The organism is Lysobacter soli (assembly GCF_009755585.1).
Classification (GTDB): domain Bacteria; phylum Pseudomonadota; class Gammaproteobacteria; order Xanthomonadales; family Xanthomonadaceae; genus Lysobacter_J; species Lysobacter_J soli.
Genome location: NZ_CP046603.1, coordinates 3,780,008 through 3,802,217, shown reverse-complemented (window position 1 = coordinate 3,802,217; position 22,210 = coordinate 3,780,008). Strand labels below are relative to the sequence as shown.

The following is a 22,210-nucleotide window of genomic DNA, read 5'->3' as shown; positions in this document are numbered from 1 at the left end:
GCTCCCGCCCAACCTAGCGCGGCGTGCGTCGCGGCCGCGCGATGCCGTTCAGCCGCCCGCCCTCCAGCCCAGTCCCAGCGTGAAAGCGCGCCCCGGCGCAGGTTCGAAATACCGTGCGTTGCCTTCGTTCACGATCACCGAGCCCACGTAATCGCGGTCGAACACGTTGTCCACGCGCGCGAATCCGTACCACCCGCTGTTTGCCGCCCGCCACTGCAGTCGCAGCGCGAACGTCGCGTAGCCGTTCGACGCATCCGTATTGCGGTCATCTGTCGGTATGCCTTCGCTCGCGCGCATCTCGACGGCGGCACTGGTGCGGCCGTCGTGCGTGTTCCAGGCCAGTTCGGCGTAACCGTCGGCGCGCGGAATGCCGGGGATGCGGTTGCCGGCCTCCACCACCTGCACACGCTCCACGCCGCTGGTCAGCACGGTGTACGAGAAGCTTTCGGTGAAGCGTGCGCGGAGCCAGTTGGCGGTGAGCGCGTACGACCATTGCGGATGGAAGCGGCCTTCGAAACCCGCTTCGATGCCTTCGCGCCGCGTGCGTCCGGCGTTGGCGAAACTCGCACGGCCGCCGCGATTGTCGGCCGGCACGATCTCGTCCTCGCCATCGATGCGATACGCCGACACGCTCGCCTTGCCAGCGGAAAACCGCCAGCGCGCACCGATTTCCGCCGTGTCGAACTGCGCCGGCTCGAGTTCGGTGTTGAAACCGGCGCTGCCGTCGGGGCGATACGCGAGCTCGGTCACCGTCGGCGTTTCGAAGCCGTGGCCGACGCTGGCGAACACCTCGCCATCGCCGAACGCGCGCGACACGCCCAGCGCCGCCGCGGTTTCGCCGTAATCGAGCGAGCCGCTGTCGTCGCCATTGCCGGGCGCGATGTAGTGATCGTCCGATTCGAAGCGCAGCTTCGCGCGACGCACCGCACCGAGCACGGTCCAGTCCTGCGCGGGTCGCAGTTCACCGAGCACGAACGCCTCCGTGCTGCGGATGCCGTTGTCCTCGTCGCGACGCAGCCGTCCGCGCACGCCGAGTTCGTCGCCGACGAAGTTCTCGTAGCCGCGGCGTTGTTCGTCGAGCCAACCCGCTTCGGCGCCGAGCGTCAGTGCGCCGCGCGCGAATTCCCAGCGATGCCCCGCGTCGACGCCGGATGAACGACGACCAAGGTCGATCACGCCTCCCGCGCTGCTCGGCGCGCGCTGCGCGACCGGCGGGATCGCGAGGAACTGCACGACGTCGCGCGTCACGCCGTAACCGCCGATCCAATACTCGCGGCCCGGCGCGTATTCGTCTTCCCATCGCGCGCCGAGCTGCGCGTTGTCGATCTTCTTGCGCGTGTCGAACTGTTCGGCGACAGGATCGGTGCCGTGCGGATCGCGTTCCCACTGCTCGCGCGTGAGGCCGAGCGGGTCGTCGGTATACGGCTGGCTCAGCGCGCCGGCGACGATGCGCAGTCGCGCGTGATCGTTCGGCGTGTACTGCGCGACGCCGTCGAGTTGCGCGCGTTCGGCCGCGCTGTGCGGGCGATCGCCGTCGGTGGTGAACCAGCTGCCGAGCGCGCGCCATTGCCACGCGTCGTTCGCACTTGCTCCTTCGAAACCGGCCGCCATGCGCGCGGTGGCATTCGAACCGATCCAGCCTTCGACTTCGGCGGCGGGGCCATCGAACGCGGTTTCGCCGATGATCGCCCCGCCAGCCGCGTTGCCGTATTGCAGCGCCAGCGGGCCGCGCAGCACCTGGATGCGGTCGAGTGCGCTCAGCGGAAAGCTTGCCGCCTGCCCCTGCCCGTCGAGCGCCGACGAGGGAATGCCATCGACGATCAGCTTGATCCCGCGAATGCCGAACGTGGAGCGCGCGCCGAAGCCGCGACTCTGCACCTGCAGGTCCTGCGCGTAGTTCTGTCGATCGAGCACGGTGATGCCGGGCGCGCGCACGAGCGATTCGGCCAACGACACCTGCCGCTGGCCGGCACGCAGCGTGTCGCCTTCGATGACGCTGATCGAACCGGGGAAATCAGCCAGCGAATGCCGCGCGCCGAGCACTTCGACGGTGTCGAGCGTGGTGGCTTCGGCCGAAACCGACTGCGCCGGGGCAGGGGAGTGGAAGAGCAGTGTCGCCAGTGCGAGCGCGAGGGGGGCGGTGGCCGGGACGTACGCGGCCGGAGCGGGCCGCTTACGCCGTGAAATCACGCACACAGCCGCCCCGCTAGGGTGTCGGCCGGAATCGTCCTGCTGGGGTGGGGTCATGAAGGTCGCAATCCGCGCAATGCTCGTTCTGGCCATTGTGGCCGTGCCCATCGTCATCTCGGCGCAAACGAGCTCACCGACGACCCCGGCCCCGGTGGTTCCGCCCGATCCGGCAACGCAGCCTGCGCCCGCCGCGCCGCCCGTGTCGCCCGAGCCGCCCATCGACGACCCGATGCCGATGGACCTGGACGGTGACGGCGTGGTCACCGCCGCCGAACACGCCGCCGGCGCCCGCGCGCTGTTCGAGCACATGGACGCTGACCACGATGGGAGCGTCACCCGCAAGGAGATGACCGACTTCCAGCGCCAGGTGCTGGGCGCGGCGATTCCGCCGGTGAGGTGAGGCGGCTGCTGGCGCGGCGATTCCACCGGTTCGGTGCAGCGCTTGTGGTCCCCTCTCCCGCGCGCGGGAGAGGGTTAGGGTGAGGGCAAGTCCGTCGATATCGCCGCCTGCGCCCTCACCCCAACCCCTCTCCCGCAGGCGGGAGAGGGGCCAAGAGACGGCGTGATCCTGGCATCGGCGTGATCGCCATTCCCCAACTACATCGTCATCCCGGCCTACACCGTCATCCCGGCGAACGCCGGGACCCAGGCCCGCACGCGATCCGCCTCATCACGTCATTCCGCGAAGGCGGGAATCCATGACTTGCAGCGGCCGAAAACATCGCCAGTGCGAGCGCAGTCTCGCGCCCCGCCCCTCACCCCAACCCCTCTCCCGCTGGGAGAGGGGCTAAAAGCATCCGCCCCCGTACGCAACCCCGCGCCGCCATTCGCCTTTCGTAGCAACGAAGTGGCCCACCCACGGGGTCCGGCGGGGCAGGTCCGGCTGTTAGAATCGATGCTCTAACCCGTCCCCACACGAGGCGCGGCCAATAGGGGCCGCGATACGCATGACGTCTCTCCACGCTGTCATCAACGACCTGATCCAGAACGACCCGGACCCCACCGAAACCCGCGAGTGGATCGAGTCCGTCCAGGCGGTCATCGCGCGCGACGGCGCCGAGCGCGCCCACCAGCTGCTCGAAGGCATGGTCGAAGTCACGCGCCGCGCCGGCGCGCACCTGCCGTTCCAGCCGACCACCGAATACATCAACACCATTCCCGCGCACCTGGAGGCCAAGAGCCCCGGCGACCACGCGATGGAATGGCGCATCCGCTCGATCATCCGCTGGAACGCGCTCGCCATGGTCGTGCGCGCCAACCGCAAGCCGGGCGAACTCGGCGGCCACATCGCGTCGTTCGCCTCCGCCGCCACGCTCTATGACGTGGGTTTCAACCACTTCTGGCGCGGCCCGGACGGCGACCACCCGGGCGACGTCATCGGCGTGCAGGGCCACAGCTCGCCGGGCATCTACGCCCGTTCGTTCCTCGAAGGCCGCATGAGCGAATCGCAGCTCGACAACTTCCGCATGGAAGTCGACGGCCGCGGCATCTCGTCGTACCCGCATCCCTGGCTGATGCCCGACTACTGGCAGGTGCCGACCGTGTCGATGGGCCTGGGCCCGCTCGCGGCGATCTACCAGGCGCGCAACTGGAAGTACCTGGAAGGCCGCGGCCTGCTGCCCAAGAGCGACCGCAAGGTGTGGGCGTTCCTCGGCGACGGTGAGACGGACGAGCCCGAATCGCTCGGCGCCATCTCCGTAGCCGGTCGCGAAGGCCTGGACAACCTGGTCTTCGTCATCAACTGCAATCTGCAGCGCCTGGACGGCCCGGTGCGCGGCAACGGCAAGATCATCCAGGAACTGGAAGGCCAGTTCCGCGGCGCCGGCTGGAACGTCATCAAGACCATCTGGGGCAGCTACTGGGATCCGCTCCTGGCGCGCGACACCAGCGGCAAGCTGCGCCAGCTGATGATGGAAACCGTCGACGGCGAATACCAGAACTGCAAGGCCTTCGGCGGCAAGTACACGCGCGAGAACTTCTTCGGCAAGTACCCCGAAACCGCGCAGCTGGTGGCGAACCTGTCCGACGACGACATCTGGCGCCTCAACCGCGGCGGCCACGACCCGCACAAGGTCTACGCCGCGTACCACGAAGCGGTGAACACCAAGGGCATGCCCACCGTGATCCTCGCCAAGACGGTGAAGGGCTACGGCATGGGCGCGGCCGGCGAGTCGCTCAACCCCACGCACCAGACCAAGAAGCTCGACGACGAAGCCGTCCGCATCTTCCGCGACCGCTTCAACATCCCGGTGACCGACGCGCAGCTGGCCGACGGCAAGGTGCCGTTCTTCCACCCGGGCGAGAAGTCGCCTGAAATCGAGTACATGCACGAGCGTCGCAAGCAGCTCGGCGGCTACCTGCCGCAGCGCCGCCGCAAGAGCAGCCAGACGCTGGAAGTGCCCAAGCTCGAAGCCTTCGACCGCCTGCTCAAGAGCACCGGCGATCGCGAGATCAGCACCACGATGTCGTTCGTGCAGTCGCTCAACATCATCCTGCGCGACAAGCAGGTCGGCCCGCGCTGCGTGCCGATCGTCGCCGACGAAGCGCGCACCTTCGGCATGGAAGGCCTGTTCCGCCAGATCGGCATCTACGCGCCGCACGGCCAGAAGTACAAGCCGGTCGATCGCGACCAGCTGATGTACTACCGCGAAGACGCGGCCGGCCAGGTGCTGGAAGAAGGCATCACCGAAGCCGGTGCGTTCACCAGCTGGATGGCCGCGGCCACCAGCTACAGCACCAACGACCTGCCGATGCTGCCGTTCTACATCTACTACTCGATGTTCGGCTTCCAGCGCATCGGCGACAGCGCGTGGCAGGCGGCGGACATGCGCGCTCGCGGCTTCCTGCTGGGCGCCACTGCCGGCCGCACCACGCTCAACGGCGAAGGCCTGCAGCACGAAGACGGCCACAGCCACCTGCTCGCCAGCGCCATCCCGAACTGCCGCAGCTACGACCCGACCTTCGGCTTCGAAGTCGCGGTGATCCTGCAGCACGGCATGCAGCGCATGCTCACCGAGCAGCAGGACGAGTACTACTACCTCACCCTGATGAACGAGAACTACAGCCATCCGGACATGCCCGAGGGCGCGGCCGAAGGCATCATCAAGGGCATGTACCTGCTCAAGGACGCCGGCAAGGCGAAGAAGGGCGAGCTGCGCGTGCAGCTCATGGGTAGCGGCACCATCCTGCGCGAAGCCATCGCCGCGGCGGAGCTGCTGGACAAGGACTTCGGCGTCACCGCCGACATCTGGTCCTGCCCCAGCTTCACCGAACTGGCCCGTGACGGCGAAGACGCGATCCGCGCCAACCGCCTCAACCCGGAAGGCGAACAGCGCAAGCCGTACGTCACCCAGTTGCTGGAAGGCCGCAGCGGCCCGGCGATCGCCGCCACCGACTACGTGCGCACCTTCGCCAACCAGATCCGCGAGTTCGTCCCCACGCGTTACACCGTGCTGGGCACCGACGGCTTCGGCCGCAGCGACACCCGCGAAAACCTGCGCCGCCACTTCGAAGTCGACCGCTTCCATATCGCCCACGCCGCCATCGCGGCCCTGGCGGCGGAAGGGAAGATGACCAACAAGGACGTGGCTCGGGCTATCAAGCAGTACAAGATTGATAGCGAGAAGCCGAATCCGCTGGGTGTGTAAGGCGTTTCGGTAAATCGTAGTAGTTAAGAAGAAGGGCGGCCGAGAGGCCGCCCTTTTTGCGCGCGGTCCTCGGCGCTTCAGGTTCCGATAACCGTCGCGCGATAGCTATGCGGCTCTAGAAGACAGTTCGCGGCCACCGGTCCTGTGAGCACAAACATCTGCGGCTTCCTCCGAAACGCGAAGAGACGGTAGAGGTGAAACTGGCGAGACTGCTCGCTAGAAAAATCCAGCTCGTTCGGTGTCACGAAGAATGGGGTCTCGGCCATGTACGCAGTCGTTTTGACCTCGATGAAGCGTTCGCGTCCATCAGTATCAAAGGACAGGATGTCGTAGCCCGTGCCGTCACCTCGCACTTGCGAGACGTGCTCGATTCTATCGACATAGCGTTTGGCGCCTTGCTCATGGAGGCGACGTGCTTCGAACTCCATGACAAGGAGCTCCCCGGCCAGGCCGAGCGAGCGGTTGCGCGCTTCCCGCTCCAAATAGTCACGCTTGATCGGCGATCTGCGTATCCATTCCGCGCGCTGCTCCTGTACGCGCTCCTTTGCCTTTGGCGCCTCCACCACGAAATCTTCAAAGTTATCTACGACCGGAGTTTCAGCCGGTCTCTCGACGCTGCGGAGCGCCGCTTCATCAAACGCTCGGTCTTGAGCCAATGTATTCCCGACTACTTCCACCAAAAGTTGCTGGAAATTGGCCGCAGGCTTATAGCCGCTCAAAGCCTGCGCTCCGTAAAGGCTCATGACAGCGCTTATATTCCGATGCTTGTACTCAACTGCCTGAATGCTCCGAGCGGGCAGGGCCGCGAGTAGACGCCGGTTGTGTTCGGCCTTGTTCGCCTTCTGACCGAGTTCCTGCATGCGCAGCATCTGAAAGTATGTTGCGACCGTCGCTTCCACTTCTGCTCGCGTCCACGGAAGTCCGGTTTCGCCCTGTTCGTTGTCCATAAAAGACACCTCTTGGTGCCTCCAGGATACAGGCGACGGGCTCGCCCCCCCCCCCCCCCCCCGGTCCGGGCATCGTAGCCCGGGGAATACGCAAGCTCACCCGTGGCAACACCGGGGTCTGTGCCGCCTCTATTCGCAGGCAACTCCGTCGCCATCTCGGTCAAGCTTGCTGCTATACCCCGCGTCGCCACGACGAATCGGTGCGGCGCCTGCCGCACGAGCTTCGGAGCAGTTGGCGAAATAGGTGCCGCCCGCTGATCTCGAGGGCGCGAACTCGTTCGGAGAAGTCGGGGGCACGCGCGATTTGAGAGTCGAGGATGACTTGCCGCCGCCATGGCAGTGATACCCGCCATTCTTTCGATCGCTGTGGCAGCCCTCGGAGTTGGTTCGACCGCCGTGCGACCAGGCGGATGCGGACACGGCAAAAACGAGGATTCCGACAATGAACTTCATACTCACGACCCCATGTGGGTTGGCCCGGCCGAGGTCGGTAAGTCGCATATCGGCGTCTCTACCGGAAAGCCTTATTCGGCCTCTGATTCGCCTCGGCTTACAAGCTAGTCGCCTAGAATCTGCTCATGCGCGCTAGATAACTGTTCGTGTTCGCCTGCTGACTCTCGAGACGATCGCGTTGACAGCTTCTGGGCAGGGCAAATAGGAAGTAGAAGAGCCGCGAGGATCCGAACGAGCAAGTTCACGGCTTGCTCCTCTGCTCGACCACCGAGTCGTACTCGGCGAGCTTGCGGGCGACCTCTTCGTCGCCCTCGTATTTGTCCCGTAAGCGTGCCAGCGCCTTGTCCGTTCCGGAGCAATACGCGGCTTTCCCAAGCTCAAGCTCCAGAGCCCGTTCTCGCTGCTCGGGCGTCGGCTTCTCGGTTCGAAAGTAATCGCACAGGTTCCGGGACCTGGCGAAATCCACCACTTCCTCGGGCGTTCCGTACGGGAAGCCCGGCGCCCAGGAAAGTTCCTCGCGCGAGGTATCGAAGCGCGCCCGCATGCTTTCGCGTCCGGCTCGTTCATCGGCGCGTCTTTGGTCCATCGCGTAGATGGCGTAGCACAGGCCCGGATCGAGGTCGAAGCGCACACGGCAGAACGCTTCGAATCGTCTGTTTGCTTCACGGCCGATGTTTTCAGGGCGGCGCAAGTCGCATTCGCCGCAAAGCACGGGGTTGCGATAAACGACGGTCCACGACGGATACTGTTTGAGGAAGAATTGGTAGCTGGTCGTGTGCTCGTGGTCGATGGCCTCGAAGCCAATAAACAGCCATAGAACCAAACCGGTTCCAAGAGCCAGAAGAATGCGACCGAGGTGCCTCATTGCGGCGCCTCCAGGCGGAACTCAGCTCGCAGGCGGTTGACGATCGCCATCCCCAACAGCCCGGGGCAAGCACGTCCTTCCTGACTCGCGAGTCTTTGGAACTCGCGGTGTCCGCCGAGCATTCGAATGGGAAAGTAGCTCCTCAGAGTGTGAACCAACTGCGCGAGTGCCCGCACCTGCGCAGGAGGTGGCGGGCTGACGCCGCCGCTCACCTGATCTGCCAGCAACTCCGGTGCGTTCTTGATCTGTTCGGCGCGAGGCTTCTCTTTGTACTCCTGCTGGTATGCCTCACCGGGTTCGCTGAGGTCGTTCAAGAGCACGATTCCAATTCGGCCCGTATTGCCTTGGGATACGTGTGCACCCTTGAAACGGATGTCTCGTGCCTCGTAGATGATGCCGGTGCACGAGATTGCGTAGTGATAGCTCATGTACCCGAACTTCTTCACGTCGGTGGACTCAACCCGTCGGAGCTGATCAAGCTCGTTGGCGCTGCATGAGTAGCTGTTCCCGGCGTGATGGAGTACGAGGCAGGTGTAATCCCAGTCAGGTCCATCCGTGCGCGCAGGATCCTCGGGCTTCGCCTTCCATTGGGATCGCTCATTGAACGTGAAGCCGCTACGACGCAGCGCGACAATGATCGCCTCACGAGTGGCGGCAGGGTTGTTGATCCTTGCCTTGATCGTCTCGACCCTTCCCGGCTCATCCGAAATCCTTCGCAGGTTCTCCGCCGTATCAAACGGGCTGCTGCTGAATTCATGTGCTCTGTACGTCATGACAGGTCGCTCTTGGAAATGGAGTTGCCGATGGGAGAGGTAAAAACGAAGTGGATTGACACCCGCTCTGGAGCGCTTGACGTGATGACTTCCGTCAACCCGTCCTCGTCACACTGTCCTCGCTGGACTCGTCCATCCTCGCGGGTGAGTACATACCGGCAATGCGGCAGGGACTCGCCCGTCTCGTAATCGGTGGCATGAAAGCGAAGTGCGTACTTCGCCTTCTCCTGCGGCCTCATGTCCGCGCTCGTGAAGGCCGCGGCCGCACTACCGACTGAGTGGGACGCTTTCCTTGGCGAAACATCCGCAATCTCCACGCTATGCAGCCGCTGCTTCGTCGAAACCATCTGGTGGCCGCACGCCAGCAGGCAGCCGTCGTATGCGGCCAATGCGCTGTTGCTGAAGAACAGCGTGGCGCCTTGCACGACTTTGGTCGGGCCGCATTGGCCGCAGATCACGGTGTTGTTGACGCGGACGAGCGGGCGGGATACGCCATCCAGGCACTCGATGACCCAGCCGGGGTCGCCTTCGATCGCTTCGCCGCCTGCGGTGGTCGAGTCGCCGACCACGATCAGGTACTTCTGTGCCACGTGCTGCTCCTTGCTGTTGGGAACAACCGCAGCACAACAACGCATTGGCGACGGCGCAACGCGAAAAACGTGCGGGGCCAACTGCCAGTTCACCTGCTACTTCTTCGCGTTGATCACACGCGCCTCCGCACGCACTCTCGCTGCCCAAGGAGCTTCAAAACTCCGAAAGCTAGCGGGACCCACCTCCGTCATTCGGTGGGTTTTTTATGCCCGACGTCTGGGCAGTCCGACGCAAGTAGCTCCGCGTCGGGAGGGCGGCGAAATACAACACCTCGAAAGAGGGAATAAGCCCGGCCGGCTAGCTTCGGTTTTTGAACCTCCCGACACCTTGCGCCGCATCCCGCGGCGAAAGCCGGCTGGTTTGCTGGAGACCCTCAGATGCAAAAGGAAGTTTGCTGTTCGCACGCCTCGTTCGTCGGCGTGCTCTTGCCCGACTTCGCGCACCACAAGCTGAAACTGGCGCGCGACCAGTTGGTGTTGCTGGCGCAGCTCGCCGGATCCGGCGGGGATGGCGATGACGCCGAGTTCCGCATCGCGCCCGGCGTGCTCGCCGAGCTGTTCGACCGTCAGGCCGCGTACCTGGACGAGGTGCTGTGCTGCGTGCTTGAGGCGCCGCCGTAAGACGGCGTTGAAACTGCCGCAACCTAATGGCGTTCCAGGATGCTGGAACGCCAGTCTTGCAGCCTGACCTGCCGCTGGCGCTTACCGCGCGGCCGCAACCTGCGCCCGTAGATGTGCGTACCACTCCGCTTGAACCCGCTCCACGGGGCCGATCGCCTCCTCGAACTCCGCTAGCGAGCCGCTGCCGTCGAGCAAGCTTCGATACCCCTTGGCGTAGCGGCCGTTGTCGTAGTGAAGGAGGAAGTGGGTCAGGCTCCAGAACTCAATGTAGTAAAGGTTGACGTGCTGGCCGATGGGCGGACCGGTGCCCTCGACGAGATCGCGCAACGGCACGAGTCGGCGCTGAGCGAAGTCCTCCCGAAGGTCGCCGCTGAGGTACAGGCTCGGCAGCCACCAGATCGGATACGCATTCCGGTCCGCCGACCCCGGCACCAACGTGCCGCCGACGATACGGCTTGCGCCAAGGTAGGACGCTAGGCCTTCGTTCAACCACCGCGCGCGGGCGAAATCCGCAACTTCGTGGTGCAGTTGATGTGTCGCTTCATGCAGCATCCAGTGGTACGGATTGCGTTCGTTGGCTGCGTAATACGCGAAGCACGTGGGGGGCAGATAGTACGCCTCGGCCCAAGGCTTGCTGTGGTTGTTAGCCTTGAACTGCGCCCGATCGCGATAGAGCACCAGTTGCAGCTTGCGTCCGTCGGCGCGTTGTGACGGCACGCCGGGGAAGATGCCGAGGAATGCGCGATGCAGCGCTTCGACCGCTTCGGCGATCTGCGTCGTCTGTTCAGCGTTGGCGTGGCTCGCGATGGCGTAATGCGTCGTCTCGGTGTTCGCGTGGAAGGCACGATTGCCGACGACCGAAGCGTGCCCGGCAGGACGTGAGGCAAGCGGCGCCGCGTCGTGCGGCGGGTGCCGAAGGGCGAACCACGCCGTCACCGCAAGCGCGCCACACAACGCCAATCCCCCATCGCGCGTCGCATCTCCACGAATGCTCCTGCTGATTCGCCTCCCCAGGCGATGTTCTGAGTGTCGCAGGTGCGTGGATGTGTAGCCATCCCGCCAACATCCATGCCACCAACCGCCCGCCCGTCGCCCGGCGCGCACTACGCGACGCAAGGGCGGCCGGTGTGCGCATGACCTGCGTTGGAATCCATGCGCCTGCTGGCGCTTGCCGTCGGGCGCGTCCTCCATCCCCCACAGGACATCGCCATGAACTCCCCACACACGCTTTCCGCGCGTTCGCTCCGTGCGCGCGCGTGCACGCCGCTGGCGGCCGCACTCGCGCTGTGTTCCGTGCTGCCCGCCTACGCCGATTCGGTGACCGACTGGAACGCGCTTGCCAGCGGGCCGACCGTCGCGCCGCGGTTCGGCGGGCCGCAACAGCAGTCGCGCGCGCTGGCCATCGCGTCGCTTTCGGTGCACGACGCGCTCAATTCGATCCAGTCGCGCTACAACACGTATCGGCCGGTGGCGAGCGCGCCGGGCAACGCGTCGCCGGATGCGGCCGTCGCGGCGGCCAATCGCACTGCGTTGCTGGCGATGCTCGATGCGCTGCCGCCTCCGCCGACGCCCGCCGAAGGCACCGCTCGCGCGAACGCCATCCTCGCGATCAACGCGGCCTACGACGCGGCCATCGGCCCCGGCGCGCCGGATGCATCGGAAGCGGCCGGCATCGCCGCGGGCGAATCGGCGGCGGACACGCTGCTCGCGTTGCGCTACGCCGACAACGGTTCGGGCGGGCTCACGCCAACCGACGGCTCGGGCACGCCGAACCTGCCGGCGTATTCGCTGCCGCCATCGGTGGGCGTGCACCAGCCGACACCCGCGCCGGAGTTCCCGGCCGTCACCACGCCAGCCTTCATGGGCTGGGCGTTCGTCACGCCGTTCGCGGTGACCAGCGCGACGCAGTTCCATTCGGCGCCGGGAAAGATCTTCAAGGTCACCAGTGCGAAGTACGCGTCCGAGTACAACCTGGTGAAGTCCATCGGGGATGCGCGTGTTCGTGGCGCGCTGCCGAATTCGCCGCCCAGCGACATCGCGCGCTTCTGGGCCGGCGGTGGCCTGGACTGGAACGGCAACGTGCGCATCATCGCGATCAACCGCGGGCTCGACCGCTGGCAGAACGCGCGTCTGTTCGCGCTGGTGAACATGTCGCTGGCAGACGCCGCGATCACCAACATCGCCGACAAGTACCAGTACAACTTCTGGCGTCCCGTCACCGCGATCCGCTGGCCAGATGACGGCAACCCCTTCACGAAGAGCGACGCGACGTGGCGGCCGTTCCTGCAGACGCCGCCGTACCCGGACTACCCGTGCGCGTCGACGACGCTCACCGGCGCTGCGGCGCAGACCATGCGGCGTTTCTTCAAGAGCGATGCGCTGACGTTCACGCGCACGGTGAATGCGCCCATCGCGCCGCTGCCGGCGCCACTGGTGGACCTGCCGGTGAAGGCGATCACGCGCAGCTATCCATCGCTGTCCACCGCCGAGCAGGAGCAGGCGATGGCGCGCGTGTACTCGGGCATCCACTTCACCGAAGGCTGCCTGGCCGGGCTCAGGGCGGGCAACAAGGTGGCGGATTGGGTGTTCGGGCATCAGCTGCAGGTGAAGTAGTTGGCGCGCTCGGCTTGCCTTGCCCTCACCCCAACCCCTCTCCCGCAAGCGGGAGAGGGGCTCTGTCATCTGGAGGAGATGGGAGTTCGGAACATCCCGACGGCGGGATTCTGATTCCCCGGAATCCCGTCTTTGGCCGGGGCATGCGAGTACCCAGCTGATTGGGGGACGAAGGGCACAACGCGCCTTCGCGTTCTCTCTCCCATCAGGAACTCAAATGAGCAAGCTCGCAGGAAAAGTGGCCGTCGTGACCGGCGCATCGAAGGGTATCGGCGCCGGCATCGCGACGGCGCTGGCCGCCGAAGGCGCGGCGGTCGTCGTCAATTACGCGTCGAGCAAGAGCGGCGCCGATGCCGTGGTCGAACGCATCACGAAGGCCGGCGGCAGGGCGATCGCGGTGAAGGCCGACGTCTCGAAGGCCGACGACGCGCAGGCGCTGATCGACGCTGCCGTGAAGGAATTCGGCCGCCTCGACGTGCTGGTCAACAACTCCGGCGTGTACGAATTCGCGCCGCTGGAGGCGATCACGCCGGAGCACTTCCACCGCCACTTCGACATCAACGTGCTCGGCCTGCTGCTGACCACGAAGGCCGCGTCGAAGCACCTGGGCGAAGGCGCCAGCGTCATCAACATCGGTTCCATCGTCTCGCGCCTGACGATGCCGGAAACCGCCGTCTACACCGCCACCAAGGGCGCAGTGGACGCCATCACCGGCGTGCTTTCGCGCGAGCTCGGTCCGCGCGGCATCCGCGTCAACTCCATCAATCCCGGCATGATCGAGACCGAAGGCTCGCGCGAGATCGGCGTGATCGGCTCGGATTTCCAGCACGCCATCGTCGCGCAGACGCCGCTGGGCCGCATCGGCCAACCGGACGACATCGCCGACATCGCGGTGTTCCTCGCGACGGACGCCTCGCGCTACATGACCGGCGAACTGCTGAAGGTCGCGGGCGGCCTTCGCTGAGGATTCACGACGCAGGGGTGCGCCGCGCCCCTGCGTTGCTTCTGGCTGTGAAGCGGTGTCACCGCAGCGTTTGGTCTCGGCGACGACGCGGCGGCACGAAGAACCACGCCGCGATCACCAGCGCGGCAAACGCGCTGTATGCGGCGACAAACGTCCACCACGGCGCGTCGAAGAAGATCAGCCGCGACAGCCAGTGTTCGATGAAGGATTCGCCGTAGCTCGCCTGCCCCGCGCGTCGGCGCAGCGCCTGCTCCCACACCGTGAGCGGGCACAGCGCGCCGAGCCACGCCTGCAGCGCGATGAACACCATCAGCAGCACGTGCGCGATGCGCCAGCCGAACCCGCGCACCCAGCGCCAGCGCGTGCGGCCGATGAAGATCGCGATCGCGCCGAAGATCACGAACGCGACGATGCCCACGTGCAGCGCGAGGATGGCGTCGGCGAGGGCGGCGGCGAGCGTCGGATTCATTCACGCGCACTGTAGCCAACCGGTGCCCATGCCGCTCACGCCGCCTCGTGCACAATGCGGCGAATGCGCTATCCCCTGGTCATCTTCGACTTCGACGGCACGTTGGCCGATTCATTCCCGTTCTTCGTGAAGGCCCAGCACGCGCTCGCGCAGCGTCACGGCTTCACCGCGATCGACGAGGCGCGCGTCGAGGACCTGCGTCGCCTCGGCACGCGCGAGTTGCTGCAGGAGCTGAAGTTCCCGACGTGGAAGGTGCCCATCGTCGCGGCGGATTTCATCCGCATGATGCGCGGCGCGCCGCCGGTCCCGCTGTTTCCGGGCGTCGCCGACGTGCTGCGCCAGCTGCGCGAACGCGGTGCGCGGCTGGCGATCCTCACGTCGAACTCGGTCGAGAACGTGCGGCGCGTGCTCGATGCGGAGCTGATGGAGGCCATCGAACTGATCGACGGCGGCGCGCACGTGCTCGGCAAGCACCGGCGCATCGCGCGGATGCTGAAGCAGGCGAAGGCCGATGCGTCGCAGGCGATCTACGTCGGCGACCAGGTCAGCGACGGCGAAGCGGCGCGACGCGTGGGCGTGGCGTTCGGCGCCGTGGGTTGGGGCTATTCGCACGCGGACACGCTGCGGGCGATGGGCGCGGAGGAGTTCTTCGAGACGGTGCCGGAGCTGGGGCGGCTGGCGCTGTAGCGCGCATGTAGCCCAAACGGAAGCGCGCTCGGAAGAAACCGCTCGCGGCTGCCGTCACGCCGCTCTTTCGCTGTCATTCCCGCGAAGGCGGGAATCCATGCTTGCGCGCGTCACCCCCTCCGGAAGCCGGAATGATGGACGGTCAGATGGATTCCCGCCTTCGCGGGAATGACAGCTTTAGCAGCCCGGTGAGCTACCTACCGCGCTAGAACGCCCTGCGCCCGAGCCCGTTCACATCCTCAAGGTCGCGCCACCTGCTGCAATGCAACATAATGGCCCCATGTCCCCCGAATCCCCCACCGCGCCGGTGCTGAGCCCGCGCCAGGTCGCCCTGATCCTGTTCGCCCTCGCGATGGGCGGTTTCGCCATCGGCACCAGCGAGTTCGTCGTGATGGGGCTGATCAGCGAGATCGCGCGCAGTTTCGGCGTCAACGAGCCGCAGGTCGGCCATGTCATCAGCGCCTACGCGCTGGGCGTGGTGGTGGGCGCGCCGACGCTGGCGATCCTCGGCAACCGGCTTTCGCGCCGCAGCCTGCTGCTGTGCCTGATGGGGTTCTACGCGCTGGGCAACCTCGCCAGCGCGCTCGCGCCGGGCTATTTCACGCTGATGGGCGCGCGCTTCATCGCAGGCCTGCCGCACGGCGCTTACTTCGGCATCGCCGCGCTGGTCGCCGCGCGCATCACGCCGCCGGAACAGCGCGGTGCCGCGGTCGGTCGCGTGATGCTGGGCCTGGCGATCTCGCTGCTGGTCGGCAATCCGCTCGCGACGTGGATGGGGCAGACGTTCGGCTGGCGATGGGCGTTCGGCCTGGTGACGCTGCTCGCGATGGCGACGGTGTTCATGACGATGCACGTGCTGCCGCGCGGCATGAATGCGCCACGCCCGGATGCGCTGCGCGAGCTGCGCGACTTCAACCGTAAGCCGGTGTGGCTGGCGCTGGGCATCGGCGCGATCGGCTTTGCCGGCATGTTCTGCGTCTTCAGCTATCTGACGCCGACGCTGGTGCACGTCACCGGCGTGCGCGAGAGCTTCGTTCCGTTCGGCCTGGTCGCGTTCGGCATCGGCGGCATCCTCGGCACGCTCGGCGGCGGATGGATGTTCGACCGTTACCAGTTCCGCGCCGTGCCGATGCTGCTGGTGTGGTCGATCGTGGTGCTGCTGGTCTTCCCGTTCGCGGCGAAGTCGCCGTGGACCGTGCTGCCGGCGGTGCTCGCGGTCGGCACGATGGGCGCGCTGGCGACGGTGTTGCAGGCGCACCTGATGGACGTCGCGCGCGAGGCGCAGACGCTGGCCGCCGCGTCGAACCACTCGGCGTTCAACTTCGCCAACGCGCTCGGCCCGTGGCTCGGCGGCATGGCCATCACCGCCGGCTACGGCTGGACGTCCACCGGAGTGGTCGGCGCGGCCACCGCGGTGTGCGGTTTGCTGATCTATGCGTGGGCGCGAGCGGATCTGCGGCGTAGCGAGGGGGCGGCGCTGGAAGACGCGGCCTGAAGCGTCGCGTTACGCGGGCACCGGTAGCACTACAGCCGTTCTCAGCTGTCATCCCCGCGAAGGCGGGGATCCATGCTTGCGAGCCTCACCATTTCCGGAGGCCGGAGCGACGTCGGACAGATGGATTCCCGCCTTCGCGGGAATGACGGCAAAAACCGAGTGGATTCCACGCCTTCGTCGGAATGACGGCAAAACGAGCGAGCGCGGTCAGCGTGCGCCGCGCGCGAGCGTTTCTTCCACCGCAGTGAACGCCGAATGCGTACCGGGCGGCGCGTCTTCCATGCCGGTGGCGAAGTACACGACGCCCGTGCCCGACGCACGGTCGATCCACACGCCCGACAGCAGGCCGTACGCCGCGCCGGCGTGGCCGCTGCGCTCGATGCCATCGCCGAAGGGATCGTCGCGACAACCTTCGCGTTTCGTCGCCAGCGTCTGCACGGCAAGACCGTAGCGGCAGAAGAAACCTTTTCGCGACTGGCCGCTGGAATCCTCTTCCACGGTGAGGCCGTTGTCGGCCGTGTACGTCCACTGCGGTTCGAACATCGTCCGCACCGACGCGGGCGACAACACGCGAACGCCGTCGAGTTCGCCTTCGCGCAGCAGCATGCGGCCGATGCGCGCCAGCCCATTGGCGGAAATGCGCAGGCCGCCTTGCGGCGAGAACATCGCGCCGTTGCGGCCCGGCGTCCATTGCGACAGATCGCAGCCGCCGTCCGTCGCGCGGATCACGGCGCAACGGGGCTTGCGTCCGCGCAGGTTGTCGTACACCGGCTTGCCCGTGGGATCGTACTGAACGACCGCGCGCGCCGCGGTCTCGCGGCTGCAGCTTTCCCAGTTGAAGCAGGCGTCGATCTTCAGCGGCGCCAGAACGAGCCGCTGCATCAGAATGTCGAAGCGTTCACCGGTGGCCTTCTCCATCGCGGAAGCGACGAGCGGGAAGTTGACGTTCGCATAGCGGAAGAAGGTGCCGGGCGCACGTGTGGCGTTCCAGGCGCGGGGATCGTCGGTGATGTCGCGGAGCGCGCCGTCGATGGGAACCTTCCAGTAACCGGCCGCATCGGTTAGACCAGCGCGGTGCGAAAGCAGCAGTCGCAGCGTGATCGGCGTATCGGGAAACGCCGGGTGGCGCAGCCGCCAGCCGAGCAGCGGCGACAGGTCGGCATCGAGGTCGAGCTTGCCTTCCTCGACCAGGCGCATCGCGCCGATGGTGGTGACGAGTTTGGAAATCGACGCGATGCGCACCGGATCGTCGGCGGTGATCTTGCGCTTCGCCTCGAAGTCGGCGAATCCGTGCAGCTGGGTATCCGTCGTGCCGTTGCGATCGAACGCCACGCGCACGCTCGCGATCGGTGTTGTTGTGCTTGCCGGAGTCGAGCATGCGGCGAGGAACATCGACAGGGCTAGGCAGCGGATCATTCGCATGGGGTCGCTCGCAGGAGGGCAGTCCCAAGCGTAGCGGCAGGGGCCGCATGTTGCAGCGATGAAACGCTTGCCTGCCGTCGCGAAAGCCGCATGAGGCCCTTCACGGACAAGCTCGTTATGCGGGCGCACACTCGTGACGAACGATGCGGGGGCCTGCGATGAACGACGGAACGCGCTCCACGTCGCCAGAGGGAAACGGAGTCGACGATACCGTCATCAAGGACATGCTCTGGGCGTTCGCCGTGCGATCGCCCGAACACGCCGCGCTGCTGGTCGGCGCACATGGGCGCATCACGTGGACCAATTCAGGCGCCGAAGTCATCCTCGGTGCCGAGCCCGGCGGACTGGTCGGCCGCGACATCTCCTCGATCTTCATCCCGCGCGACATCGCCGCTGGCATCCCCGAGCACGAAATGCTGGAAGCGCGATCGCGCGGCACGGCATCGGACGATCGCTGGATGGCCCGGCTCGACGGCTCGCGTTTCTGGGCGTCGGGCACGATGGTGTATCTCGGGCCATTCATCGAAGAGAAGGCGTGCTGCGCCTTCCTCAAGCTGTTCCGCGACCTGACCGAAGTGAAGATGCAGCTGGAAAGCAGCCGCAAGCGTTGCCGCGCGGCCACCGAGTCGAGCGACAAGAAGAGCGCGGCCATCGCGCTGCTCGCACATGAACTGCGCAATCCGCTGTCGGGCATCAGCCTCGCCGCGGGCATGCTGAAGCGGAAGATCGGCGACCAGCTGCCGGCGACCGGCGAGCCGCTGGACCTGATCGAACGCAACGTGACGCTTGCAGCACGCCTGATCGAGGACCTGATGCAGCACAGCAAGGTCGGTGCGGACGGCTTCAAGCTCGACAAGGCGACCTGCAACCTGCGCGAGATGCTCGACCACTCGGTGTCCATCGCCAAGCGCCAGATGGAGCAGGAAGGCCGGCACGTCGAGGTGCTGCTGCCGGAGCACGAGATCGTCGTGGAAGTCGACCCGATGCGCATGCAGCAGGTGTTCGTGAACCTGATCGCCAACGCACTGCGCTACACGCCGGCGCCGGGGCAGATCTGGGTCACCGGCACGCTGGAGGGCCCGGAGGCGATCGTGCGCGTGACCGACGAAGGCATCGGCATCGCGCCGAACCGGCTGGAGCGCCTGTTCGAGATGTTCACGTTGCCGCGGCTGGACAGCTCGAAGCTCGGGCTGGGGCTCGGCCTTGCGCTCGTGAAGAAGATCATCGAGCTGCACGGCGGCACCGTGCAGGCGCGCAGCGAAGGGCCGGGGAAGGGCAGCCAGTTCGTGGTGCGCTTCCCGCTGCGCTGATCGTTACAGCGCGCCGGTGCGCACGTGGAAACCGAGTGCGCCGGCCACCATGCGCAGCGCTTCGTCGTCGCGCTGGCGCGTGATGAATCCGGCTTGCGCGTGCTCGCCGGTTTCGTACGTCCACAGCGTGTAGTGGTGCTCGCGCAGGCGGTCGAAGGCGACGTTGACCAGCGCCGGCACTTCGGCCTCCGCGAGGAAGTCGTCATCGTCCACGTCGTCGCCCCAGTCGATGCGCAGGCCGAACCGCGCGGCGAGCTCATCGAGCACTTCGATCAGCCCGGCGGGATCGGATTCCTCGACATGGAAGCCGGCGCGCCAGTCGATGGCATCGCGCAGCGCCTGCACGGGATCCTCGCCGTCGGCGAGCGCTTCGCGGCAGCGGGCGAACTGTTCCATCGCCGCGTCCTCGTCGTCCGGATTGACCAGCAGCAGGAACTGCCAGGCGACCGCTTCCTGTGCGGCGTCCTCGTCGAGGTCGGCGTCGTCGTGGAACGAACGGGCGAAGTTGTCGTCGGGGTCGTATTCGGAATGCATGGCGCGCTACTGCGGGCGGGGCGCACAGGATACGGCGCGACGCGGCGGTGGCGCGTGCAGGCAAAAAAGAAGGCTGCCGAAGAACACCGGCAGCCCTGAAAGGAGTGGACGCCCGGGGGGAGGTGGGCGTCCGGCCGACTCGCAGCGGCCGACGCCAGCGTCGCTGCGCGGCGATGAGCGCTCCATAGGAGGAATCCGAATCGCGCCTTCCGTCGGGAGGTTGGATGCGGCCGTGGCGATGACGCGGAGGCGGGATCACGCTGCCCGCATCGCCCGCGCGGAGTGCGCCCGTGGCTTCGATCCAGCGCGACATCGACGTGGACATTCCGCTGCGCGATGCGTGGGACGCACTGCGCGACGTCGGCAAGATCCACACCCGTCTGGTGCCCGGCTTCGTTGTCGACTGCCGCATGGAAGGCCGCGTGCGCGTGGTGACGTTCGGCAACGGCACCGTGGTGCGCGAGCCGATCCTCGATATCGACCAGACGCGTCATCGCGTTGCGTGGGCCGCGGTCGGAGGGACTTTCGAGCATTACAACGCGTCGGTGCAGGCGTTCGACCTCGACGGCGCGCGAACGCGGATCCGCTGGATCGCCGACCTGCTGCCGGATGAGGCGGCTTCGACAGTGGACGGGATGATCGCGGAGGGGTTGTCGGTGATGAAGCGGACGTTGGAGGGGGCGGGCGGGGGTTGAGCATCGGTGCGCGGCGCGAATGCGGGAATCCATCGGCTTTGCTCGTGCTCGTCATTCCCGCGAACGCGGGAATCCAGTGTCTTTGTCGTGGCTCGTCATTCCCGCGAAGGCGGGAATCCATGGACGTTGCTGCGGTGATCCAAGTGGGAGCAAAGCGCAGAACCAGCAGCGCTGTGCGCCCGAGGTAGGTGACCGTTGCCGCTTCGTTGCCCCTCACCCCCAACCCCTCTCCCGGTGGGAGAGGGGCTCAAAGGCCGCCTTACGGCAACGGCGTCCCCTGGTCCGCGATCGCTAGCCAGCGGTGGCCGTTGTGGCTGTAGGTCACGCCGGTGTAGGCGTGCTGGCGGAAGCCGATGCGGGGGATCTCGTACACCGTCTCGTACAGGATGAACGCGGCGTTGCAGCCGTCGACCACGCGATAGACCTCGGTCCAGGTCCACTGCGCCTCGCGGTTGGCGAAGTGGCTGGCCAGCGCGGTCATGATCGCGTCGATGCCGACGCGCCTGGCGCCGCTGGCGAAGATGGTGATCGCACGTTCGTCGTGGACGGCGCGGAAGGTCTCGGCGTCGTAGTCGCGGAAGGATTCCATGTCCATGCGCTGGGCCAGTTCGAACTGGCGCGCGCAGCCGCGGGCGCGGTGTTCGCCGCCGCCATCGCCAGCGAATGCAGGCGCGGCAGCGGACAGGAACAGCAGGCAGGCAACGGCCGGAAGGCAGCGGAGCAGGAGCGGGCGGATCGTCATCGTCGTGTCCTCGACGTGGGGGCAGACGGACGGTAGGCCCGCAAGCGGCCCCGTTCGAGAGCCACTATCGAGGCATTCCATGGGGCCATTCCGTCGCGGGCCTGCCGCGGTGCGGCCACAAATTCCCCGCATAATCGAGTGCCCCACACGTCATCGGAGCCCCACCCATGACCCTGCTCGTGACCGGCAGCGCCGGCCATCTGGGCGAAGGACTGATGCGGCAGCTGCGCGCCACCGGTCGCGACGCGGTCGGCATCGACATCAAGCCTTCGGCATTCACCGACCACGTCGGTTCCATCACCGATCGCGACTTCGTGCGCCGACGCATGAAGGGCGTGCGCGCGGTGGTCCACGCCGCGACGCTGCACAAGCCGCACGTGGCGACGCATCCGCACCAGGACTTCATCGACACCAACATCAGCGGCACGCTCGTTCTGCTCGAGGAAGCGCTGGCCGCGAACGTCGAGTCGTTCGTCTTCACCAGCACGACCAGCACCTTCGGCGCCGCGCTGACGCCGGCGATGGGCGAGCCGGCGGCGTGGATCAACGAGGACGTCGCGCCCATCCCCAAGAACATCTACGGCGTGACCAAACTGTCGGCCGAGCAGCTGTGCGAGCTGTTCCACCGCAAGCGCCGCCTGCCGGTGCTGGTGCTGCGCACCTCGCGCTTCTTCCCCGAGCCCGACGACAGCATCGACGTGCGCAACGGGTTTTCCACCGCCAACGCGCAGGCGAACGAGCTGCTCTACCGTCGCGTCGACATCGCCGACGCGGTGGACGCGCATCTTCTGGCGGTCGAACGCGCGAAAGCGATCGGCTTCGGCCGCTACATCATTTCGTCGACGACACCGTTTACGCGCGAGGACCTGCCGGAACTCCGTCGCGATCCGGCGACCGTGCTGGCGCGGCATTTCCCCGAAGCGCCGGCGCTGTACGCCTCGCGTGGCTGGCGGATGTTCCCGCAGATCGACCGCGTGTACGACAACGCGCGTGCGCGCGAGCAACTGGGCTGGCAGCCGAAGTACGACTTCGCACGTGTGCTCGACGCGCTGCGCAGTGGAGAGGATTTCCGGAGCCCGCTGGCCGAGGCGGTCGGCAGCAAGGGCTACCACGACGTGGTGTTCGAGGACGGACCGTATCCGGTGGTGTCTTGAACCAACGCCGTCATTCCCGCGCAGGCGGGAATCCATCGC

At 66.4% G+C, this 22,210-nt stretch carries 21 protein-coding genes; 10 read left to right on the top strand and 11 right to left on the bottom strand.

Annotated elements, in window-relative coordinates; genetic code table 11:
* Positions 1-48 precede the first annotated feature (48 nt).
* Entirely contained in the window at positions 49-2,190 is a 2,142-nt protein-coding gene (locus GOY17_RS17330; protein WP_198173734.1) for a TonB-dependent receptor family protein, read from the bottom strand.
* A 55-nt stretch (positions 2,191-2,245) separates the two neighbouring features.
* Here GOY17_RS17330 and GOY17_RS18860 point away from each other — a divergent pair, with 55 nt between their 5' ends.
* Positions 2,246-2,590, top strand: coding sequence for an EF-hand domain-containing protein (locus tag GOY17_RS18860; protein ID WP_198173733.1), 345 nt, complete (start codon positions 2,246-2,248; stop codon positions 2,588-2,590).
* A gap of 547 nt (positions 2,591-3,137) precedes the next feature.
* Entirely contained in the window at positions 3,138-5,837 is a 2,700-nt protein-coding gene (gene aceE / locus GOY17_RS17320) for a pyruvate dehydrogenase (acetyl-transferring), homodimeric type (RefSeq protein WP_157031304.1), read from the top strand.
* Between the two features lie 77 nt (positions 5,838-5,914).
* On the opposite strand, the gene GOY17_RS17315 is transcribed toward aceE, so the two are convergent.
* From GOY17_RS17315 to GOY17_RS17295, 5 genes are all read right to left on the bottom strand, one after another.
* On the bottom strand, positions 5,915-6,784 hold the full coding sequence (locus GOY17_RS17315) for a protein NO VEIN domain-containing protein (protein WP_157031303.1): 870 nt from the start codon (positions 6,782-6,784) through the stop codon (positions 5,915-5,917).
* A gap of 129 nt (positions 6,785-6,913) precedes the next feature.
* Positions 6,914-7,237 (bottom strand): excalibur calcium-binding domain-containing protein, encoded by a 324-nt coding sequence (locus tag GOY17_RS19100; RefSeq protein ID WP_198173732.1) that lies wholly within the window; start codon positions 7,235-7,237, stop codon positions 6,914-6,916.
* A 241-nt stretch (positions 7,238-7,478) separates the two neighbouring features.
* On the bottom strand, positions 7,479-8,102 hold the full coding sequence (locus tag GOY17_RS17305; protein WP_157031301.1) for a hypothetical protein: 624 nt from the start codon (positions 8,100-8,102) through the stop codon (positions 7,479-7,481).
* Positions 8,099-8,875, bottom strand: a complete 777-nt coding sequence (locus GOY17_RS17300; RefSeq protein WP_157031300.1) for a peptidoglycan recognition protein family protein — start codon at positions 8,873-8,875, stop codon at positions 8,099-8,101. Before GOY17_RS17300 ends, GOY17_RS17305 begins: the two co-directional genes overlap by 4 nt.
* Entirely contained in the window at positions 8,872-9,465 is a 594-nt protein-coding gene (locus tag GOY17_RS17295) for a PAAR domain-containing protein (protein WP_198173731.1), read from the bottom strand. The genes GOY17_RS17300 and GOY17_RS17295 overlap by 4 nt, the downstream gene beginning before the upstream one ends.
* A gap of 378 nt (positions 9,466-9,843) precedes the next feature.
* On the opposite strand from GOY17_RS17295, the gene GOY17_RS17290 reads away from it, so the two are divergent.
* Positions 9,844-10,086: an XAC0095 family protein gene (locus tag GOY17_RS17290; RefSeq protein ID WP_157031298.1), complete on the top strand. Its 243-nt coding sequence runs from the start codon at positions 9,844-9,846 to the stop codon at positions 10,084-10,086.
* Positions 10,087-10,167: 81 nt separating this feature from the next.
* Here GOY17_RS17290 and GOY17_RS17285 read toward each other — a convergent pair whose 3' ends face one another.
* Positions 10,168-11,022, bottom strand: a complete 855-nt coding sequence (locus GOY17_RS17285) for a hypothetical protein (protein ID WP_157031297.1) — start codon at positions 11,020-11,022, stop codon at positions 10,168-10,170.
* A 273-nt stretch (positions 11,023-11,295) separates the two neighbouring features.
* Between GOY17_RS17285 and GOY17_RS17280 the strand changes: the two genes are divergently transcribed.
* Together GOY17_RS17280 and GOY17_RS17275 are read left to right on the top strand one after the other, a co-directional pair.
* Entirely contained in the window at positions 11,296-12,699 is a 1,404-nt protein-coding gene (locus tag GOY17_RS17280) for a vanadium-dependent haloperoxidase (protein ID WP_157031296.1), read from the top strand.
* Between the two features lie 217 nt (positions 12,700-12,916).
* Positions 12,917-13,663: an SDR family NAD(P)-dependent oxidoreductase gene (locus GOY17_RS17275; RefSeq protein WP_157031295.1), complete on the top strand. Its 747-nt coding sequence runs from the start codon at positions 12,917-12,919 to the stop codon at positions 13,661-13,663.
* Positions 13,664-13,721: 58 nt separating this feature from the next.
* Here GOY17_RS17275 and GOY17_RS17270 read toward each other — a convergent pair whose 3' ends face one another.
* Positions 13,722-14,132 carry a DUF2784 domain-containing protein gene (locus tag GOY17_RS17270; RefSeq protein WP_157031294.1) on the bottom strand — a complete coding sequence of 137 codons (411 nt, stop codon included), beginning with the start codon at positions 14,130-14,132 and terminating at the stop codon, positions 13,722-13,724.
* A 63-nt stretch (positions 14,133-14,195) separates the two neighbouring features.
* On the opposite strand from GOY17_RS17270, the gene GOY17_RS17265 reads away from it, so the two are divergent.
* Together GOY17_RS17265 and GOY17_RS17260 are read left to right on the top strand one after the other, a co-directional pair.
* The gene (locus GOY17_RS17265) at positions 14,196-14,819 is read left to right on the top strand and encodes an HAD-IA family hydrolase (RefSeq protein WP_157031293.1); all 624 of its coding nucleotides are present in this window, start codon (positions 14,196-14,198) and stop codon (positions 14,817-14,819) included.
* A 280-nt stretch (positions 14,820-15,099) separates the two neighbouring features.
* A complete protein-coding gene (locus GOY17_RS17260; protein ID WP_157031292.1) occupies positions 15,100-16,314 on the top strand; it encodes an MFS transporter in 1,215 nt (404 codons plus the stop codon).
* Positions 16,315-16,521: 207 nt separating this feature from the next.
* Here the strand turns inward: GOY17_RS17260 and GOY17_RS17255 are convergent, their stop codons facing one another.
* On the bottom strand, positions 16,522-17,865 hold the full coding sequence (locus tag GOY17_RS17255; protein ID WP_232338473.1) for a serine hydrolase domain-containing protein: 1,344 nt from the start codon (positions 17,863-17,865) through the stop codon (positions 16,522-16,524).
* Positions 17,866-17,894: 29 nt separating this feature from the next.
* On the opposite strand from GOY17_RS17255, the gene GOY17_RS17250 reads away from it, so the two are divergent.
* A complete protein-coding gene (locus GOY17_RS17250; RefSeq protein ID WP_198173730.1) occupies positions 17,895-19,046 on the top strand; it encodes a PAS domain-containing sensor histidine kinase in 1,152 nt (383 codons plus the stop codon).
* A gap of 3 nt (positions 19,047-19,049) precedes the next feature.
* On the opposite strand, the gene GOY17_RS17245 is transcribed toward GOY17_RS17250, so the two are convergent.
* Positions 19,050-19,580: a DUF6630 family protein gene (locus GOY17_RS17245; protein ID WP_157031290.1), complete on the bottom strand. Its 531-nt coding sequence runs from the start codon at positions 19,578-19,580 to the stop codon at positions 19,050-19,052.
* Positions 19,581-19,870: 290 nt separating this feature from the next.
* On the opposite strand from GOY17_RS17245, the gene GOY17_RS17240 reads away from it, so the two are divergent.
* Positions 19,871-20,275: an SRPBCC family protein gene (locus GOY17_RS17240; protein ID WP_157031289.1), complete on the top strand. Its 405-nt coding sequence runs from the start codon at positions 19,871-19,873 to the stop codon at positions 20,273-20,275.
* A gap of 259 nt (positions 20,276-20,534) precedes the next feature.
* On the opposite strand, the gene GOY17_RS17235 is transcribed toward GOY17_RS17240, so the two are convergent.
* The gene (locus tag GOY17_RS17235; RefSeq protein WP_157031288.1) at positions 20,535-21,017 is read right to left on the bottom strand and encodes a Cif family virulence factor; all 483 of its coding nucleotides are present in this window, start codon (positions 21,015-21,017) and stop codon (positions 20,535-20,537) included.
* 167 nt (positions 21,018-21,184) lie between these two features.
* Here GOY17_RS17235 and GOY17_RS17230 point away from each other — a divergent pair, with 167 nt between their 5' ends.
* Positions 21,185-22,171 carry an NAD-dependent epimerase/dehydratase family protein gene (locus GOY17_RS17230; protein ID WP_115841968.1) on the top strand — a complete coding sequence of 329 codons (987 nt, stop codon included), beginning with the start codon at positions 21,185-21,187 and terminating at the stop codon, positions 22,169-22,171.
* Positions 22,172-22,210 lie beyond the last annotated feature (39 nt).